The organism is Oscillospiraceae bacterium, from assembly GCA_035353335.1.
Classification (GTDB): domain Bacteria; phylum Bacillota; class Clostridia; order Oscillospirales; family JAKOTC01; genus DAOPZJ01.
This window is the reverse complement of sequence record DAOPZJ010000077.1, coordinates 4,865-9,040: the sequence shown is the minus strand read 5'-3', so window position 1 is coordinate 9,040 and position 4,176 is coordinate 4,865. Positions and strand designations below refer to the sequence as shown.

General features: G+C 55.4%; 6 protein-coding genes. 2 read left to right on the top strand and 4 right to left on the bottom strand.

Annotated elements, in window-relative coordinates; all coding sequences use genetic code 11:
• Nucleotides 1-197: 197 nt before the first annotated feature.
• The 4 genes from PKH29_11840 to PKH29_11825 all read right to left on the bottom strand — a co-directional run bounded on the left by PKH29_11840 (nucleotide 198) and on the right by PKH29_11825 (nucleotide 2,842).
• A complete protein-coding gene (locus PKH29_11840) occupies nucleotides 198-398 on the bottom strand; it encodes a hypothetical protein (GenBank protein HNX15529.1) in 201 nt (66 codons plus the stop codon).
• 39 nt (nucleotides 399-437) lie between these two features.
• The gene (locus tag PKH29_11835) at nucleotides 438-1,766 is read right to left on the bottom strand and encodes a PBSX family phage terminase large subunit (GenBank protein HNX15528.1); all 1,329 of its coding nucleotides are present in this window, start codon (nucleotides 1,764-1,766) and stop codon (nucleotides 438-440) included.
• 44 nt (nucleotides 1,767-1,810) lie between these two features.
• Complete coding sequence (locus tag PKH29_11830) at nucleotides 1,811-2,176, bottom strand: hypothetical protein (GenBank protein HNX15527.1); 366 nt, start codon at nucleotides 2,174-2,176, stop codon at nucleotides 1,811-1,813.
• 270 nt (nucleotides 2,177-2,446) lie between these two features.
• Nucleotides 2,447-2,842 (bottom strand): hypothetical protein, encoded by a 396-nt coding sequence (locus tag PKH29_11825; GenBank protein HNX15526.1) that lies wholly within the window; start codon nucleotides 2,840-2,842, stop codon nucleotides 2,447-2,449.
• Nucleotides 2,843-3,134: 292 nt separating this feature from the next.
• Between PKH29_11825 and PKH29_11820 the strand changes: the two genes are divergently transcribed.
• Entirely contained in the window at nucleotides 3,135-3,434 is a 300-nt protein-coding gene (locus PKH29_11820; GenBank protein ID HNX15525.1) for a helix-turn-helix transcriptional regulator, read from the top strand.
• Between the two features lie 261 nt (nucleotides 3,435-3,695).
• Entirely contained in the window at nucleotides 3,696-4,172 is a 477-nt protein-coding gene (locus PKH29_11815) for a hypothetical protein (GenBank protein ID HNX15524.1), read from the top strand.
• The last annotated feature ends 4 nt before the right edge of the window (nucleotides 4,173-4,176 follow it).

Here is a 4,176-nt window from a genome sequence, read left to right as displayed (position 1 = left end):
GAAAAGCAGCGGCGCTTCATCATCCGGACTTTCTGCCCCTGCGACCCGAAGCGCAGTGCGATTCCTTCCCGCCGCCCCTCAAACTCGCAGACGACGGAATAGGGGTTGAGATGCCCGAAAAACGGGCACCAGACGTATGCGGACAAATTCAGATCGGTCATCATATGTTTATCTTCCTTTCTCTCCGTAAAAACGGGCTAAGTCCCGCTTTTTCTGTAATTTTCGATGGACTTCAGGGCCTTTTCCCTTGCGTCCTCCGCTTTTGAACCCTGTTTTGCCCGCGGCCCGGGTTCCGGTTCCGGCTTGTCCGCCGGTTTTTTCGCGCCGAAAAACGGCCTGAGTGAAGCGAACAGCGCGAGCGCAAGGGCGGCGAGCCCGATGAGCAGTTCGGTTGTCATAACGGTTTTTCCTTTCGTCATTCGTTCCCTGCGTAATTTTCAAATCGGCTTCATCCGCTTCCCGTACCCCAACGGGTTTTTGCGCTCCGGCGCGGAAAAATGAAACGCGTCGCGCGGGGCATCGGCCGACGGTTTTCGTTTTTCGCATCCGTACCGTGACCACGGCTGGGTGCCGTACCGCAGCGCCGCCATCGCGTGGTCGTCGACCGGCGCCGGCTCGTCGGTATACGCGCCGTTTGCGTCCTGCGCCCAACGCCAGCTTTGAATCTCGCGGATGGCGTTCACGCAGTCGGGGTGGATATGGATGCGCCGCTGTTTGAGCCAGTCGATCTCCGCGCAAACGCTCCCTGAGGCCTTGTAGCACGGCAGCGCGCGGTATCCGGCCTTCTGCCACATCGCGATGCGGTCGGGCTCCGCGCAGTCACAGGTCATCACGGTTTTTCGGTCGAACTCCGCCGCGCCGGCCGCCGCGATGAGCTCCGACGTGTCTTTTTCGCGTAAATAAAGCTCCCGCCGGATATAGACTTCGCCGTCTCTGATGCCGAGTTCCAGGATCGCGTTCGGGTTGTTGAACCCGAAATCCTGCCCCGCCGCGACGCGGTCGAAATATTGCGCGTCGGTTTCGAATGCCCCGATCGCGATGTTCGGCAAGATCAATCCGCCCGACTCGCCCCATTCCCCGAGCGCGTAAATGCGGTACCCCTCGGGGTCGAACTTTTTGCGCCGCTCCATGCGCTCGCGGTACTGCCCGTCGCACCACTCGTTGTCTAAGTACGTCGAGTGGCTTGTCAGCACGTTTTCGTCCGGCTCGTCGAAGAACATGGATTTGAGCCAGTGCGAGGAAGACACCGGATTGAAGGTCATGCGGATCTGATAGAAAAGCCCTTCCGGCAGCTCGCCGCGCAGGCGGTCGTCGATGATGTGAAAGTCCGCGGGCGTCAGCTCGGTCGCCTCCTCGATCCAGACGTCGGAAAGCGGCCCGAAGGGCATCTGTATGGATTTGAGCTTGTCCCGCTGCGCGTCGTCGCAGCAGCCCGCGAATTCGATGCGGTTTCCGTTCGCGCAGCAGATCTCCATCGGGCTTTTGGTCACGGTGAAATACCGCGAAAGGCCTGTGCGCGCAAGGACGCCCGCGAGTTCCGCCATCGTCGAGAGGCGGTTGGATTCGAAGATCTTGCGCACGCAGAGCAGATTCCGCCCCGGCTCGGAAAGGAGCCGTTTGATGAGAAACTGCGCGGTGTCATAGGATTTTCCGCTGCCCGCCCCGCCCTTGAGCAAGATGTACCGACATCGGCTCTCGTGCGCCGCCCGAAACACCGGGTTGAATTTCATCTCGGCGATTTTATTAGATGTTGTATTTGTCTCCATCTTTCTCCTTTCCCGGAAGTGCAGGGGTGATATCGCCCTGCGATTTATTCCTCTTCATCGATCCGGTTTAATAACGTCGCCGTCGCTTTATCGACCGCCGCGGCGGTCTGCACCCATTCGCACGCCGCGCGGACGGCGCGCTCCGAAAGCGTCGCCAAAATTTCGCGTTTGTCCTTGGGGTGTTCGTCGTTGTGGTCGTTTTTGCAGTGCATCCAGAACGCCTCGAGGTCGAGCGCGAACATCCTGCGCTCCCGGTCGGCCTCGTCGAATTCCTCCAAAATGACCGCGTAACTCTCGTGGTCGGAATGAAAGCAATCCGCTTGCGGATTGCCTTTCTCACCGTAGATCTCCCTCGCCCGCTCCCGCTCCGCCGCCGCTTGCTCTTTGATCGCCCGATATAACTCTCTCATGATTTATCTCCTTTTGTGGTTTATAATGATGACCGTATCCTGTAGGGAAAGTCCTCGGCCCGTGGCCGATGCGAACACGTGTTCGATGACCCTCTCCGCGTGGGCACGATTTGACCCGAATCGTGTCCACAAAAAGTTAATTGATTTTGCAGAGCCATATTCATGTAATTATTGCCCGGGGCTGCGGTCTGTGCGAACCGTAGGATTTTTGCAATCGTATTTCGGGTCAAAACACGATTGCCCGGAACGGTCAAGACCGTTCCCTGCAAATTATAACGAATTCCCTCTCGGCAGCCTCGCGACCCATCCGCCGAGCTGTCCGTCGTAGGCCAGCTTCGCCTTCACCGGCATCCGGACGCCCTTTTCGGCCAAAAACCGAATCACTTCCGACGCGCCGACAAACCGCAGGTATCCCCCTTTCATCCGCCTGAGCTCAAACCCGTTTTCCGCGTCCCCGGTCAGAACCGCGACGCTGCACGCCTCGTTCACCCGGATGCTCATCCGATCGGGCAGCGTTTCATTGCCGATGACGTTGATCACCCTCACCGAGAAACTGACGGACAAGGCCGTGTCGAACCGCCGGAAGAAACGCGCGTCGAGCGTGGTTTTCGGTTTGCCGTTCACGTCCGGCAGCGCGTTGACGTACGCCTCGTTGATGCCGCTCATCGGCCGATCCTCGTATTCCCCGCTTTCCGCCGGCCGGCCGCGCCCGGCAAAAGGACCGCCTGTCTTCGCCTTGTTTTCAAGTCCATCTCTCTTTTCTCCTTTCGTCTCCCTGCCGTTACCGGCTGCGTGCGCGGCGCGGAATCCTTCAGCCGCCGCGTATATTAGTTATGCTATTATTATAACGCATATAAAATCATATGTCAATAGCATTTATCATCTTTTAAGAATATTTTTCATCATATCTTGCAAACTATCAGAATGTCTCTTATAATAGAGTCCGAGGTGGTACCCGATGAAAAATATCAAAACGCTCCGCACCGAAGCGGGCATGTCCCAATTTTCCTTCGCGTCGCTTTTCGGCGTGCATCAGACCGCGGTCAGCCAGTGGGAAAAAGGGCGGACGAATCCCGACACCCGCACCGCGAAAGCCATCGCGGATTATTTTCACGTCGATCTCGATTACGTGCTGGACCGCGAAACCGAGGAAGACGAGTTTCTGATCGCGCTCTCGGCCGAAGCCAAAGCCCTGACCGACGAGCAGAAACAGGACGTCCTGGACTTCATCCGCTTCAAAAAATCGCAGAAAAAATAAAAAAGTAGGGGCGCTCCTCGCCCCTTGTATAAAATCACGATCCTTGTAGGGAAACGGTTCACGCACCGTCCCTGTAGGGAAGGGTCTTGACCCTTCCGAGTGAACACGATTCGACCCGAATCGTGTTCACGAAAGGTTAATTGATTTTACCGAGCCATATTAATACCAAAAACATGCCGGTGTCCAAAGCATCTTCGCGGGCTGTTCGCCCGCCCGGAAGGGTCAAGACCCATCCCTACAAGAACGCGAAAGGAGTTTTTCATGAATCTGCCGACCCGAAAATCTCCTCGTTTGAAGGGATACGACTATTCAAATGAAAACTATTATTACGTGACTCTATGTACGCACGCAAAAAAGTGTATTTTCGGGGCGGCTGATCAATTGAACGCTTTCGGGAAAATCGCCCGGCAGGAACTGGTTGATATCCCATCTCATTTCAACGGGATCCAAATTGATAAATTTGTTATCATGCCGAACCATATTCATGCCATTATCATCGTCGGATGTGTTGACGATATTGAAAAAGTAAAACCTTTCCCCACGCTTTCCTTAATCATCGGTTTATATAAATCCGGTGTTACGAAAAAGATTCATGACATCAACCCGGAAACCGAGGTCTGGCAAAAATCATTTTATGATGAAGTGATCCGCTGCGAACAAGGATATCGAAAGATATGGGAATATATCGACGGGAACCCGCTTCTCTGGCAGTTGGATGAATACCATGCGTCCCTGTAGGGAA

Excerpts from the sequence above, each read along its gene's own strand:
- PKH29_11840 (HNX15529.1), bottom strand. The coding sequence starts at position 398 with ATGACAACCGAACTGCTCATCGGGCTCGCCGCCCTTGCGCTCGCGCTG.
- PKH29_11835 (HNX15528.1), bottom strand. The coding sequence starts at position 1,766 with ATGGAGACAAATACAACATCTAATAAAATCGCCGAGATGAAATTCAAC.
- PKH29_11830 (HNX15527.1), bottom strand. The coding sequence starts at position 2,176 with ATGAGAGAGTTATATCGGGCGATCAAAGAGCAAGCGGCGGCGGAGCGG.
- PKH29_11825 (HNX15526.1), bottom strand. The coding sequence starts at position 2,842 with ATGAGCGGCATCAACGAGGCGTACGTCAACGCGCTGCCGGACGTGAAC.
- PKH29_11820 (HNX15525.1), top strand. The coding sequence starts at position 3,135 with ATGAAAAATATCAAAACGCTCCGCACCGAAGCGGGCATGTCCCAATTT.
- PKH29_11815 (HNX15524.1), top strand. The coding sequence starts at position 3,696 with ATGAATCTGCCGACCCGAAAATCTCCTCGTTTGAAGGGATACGACTAT.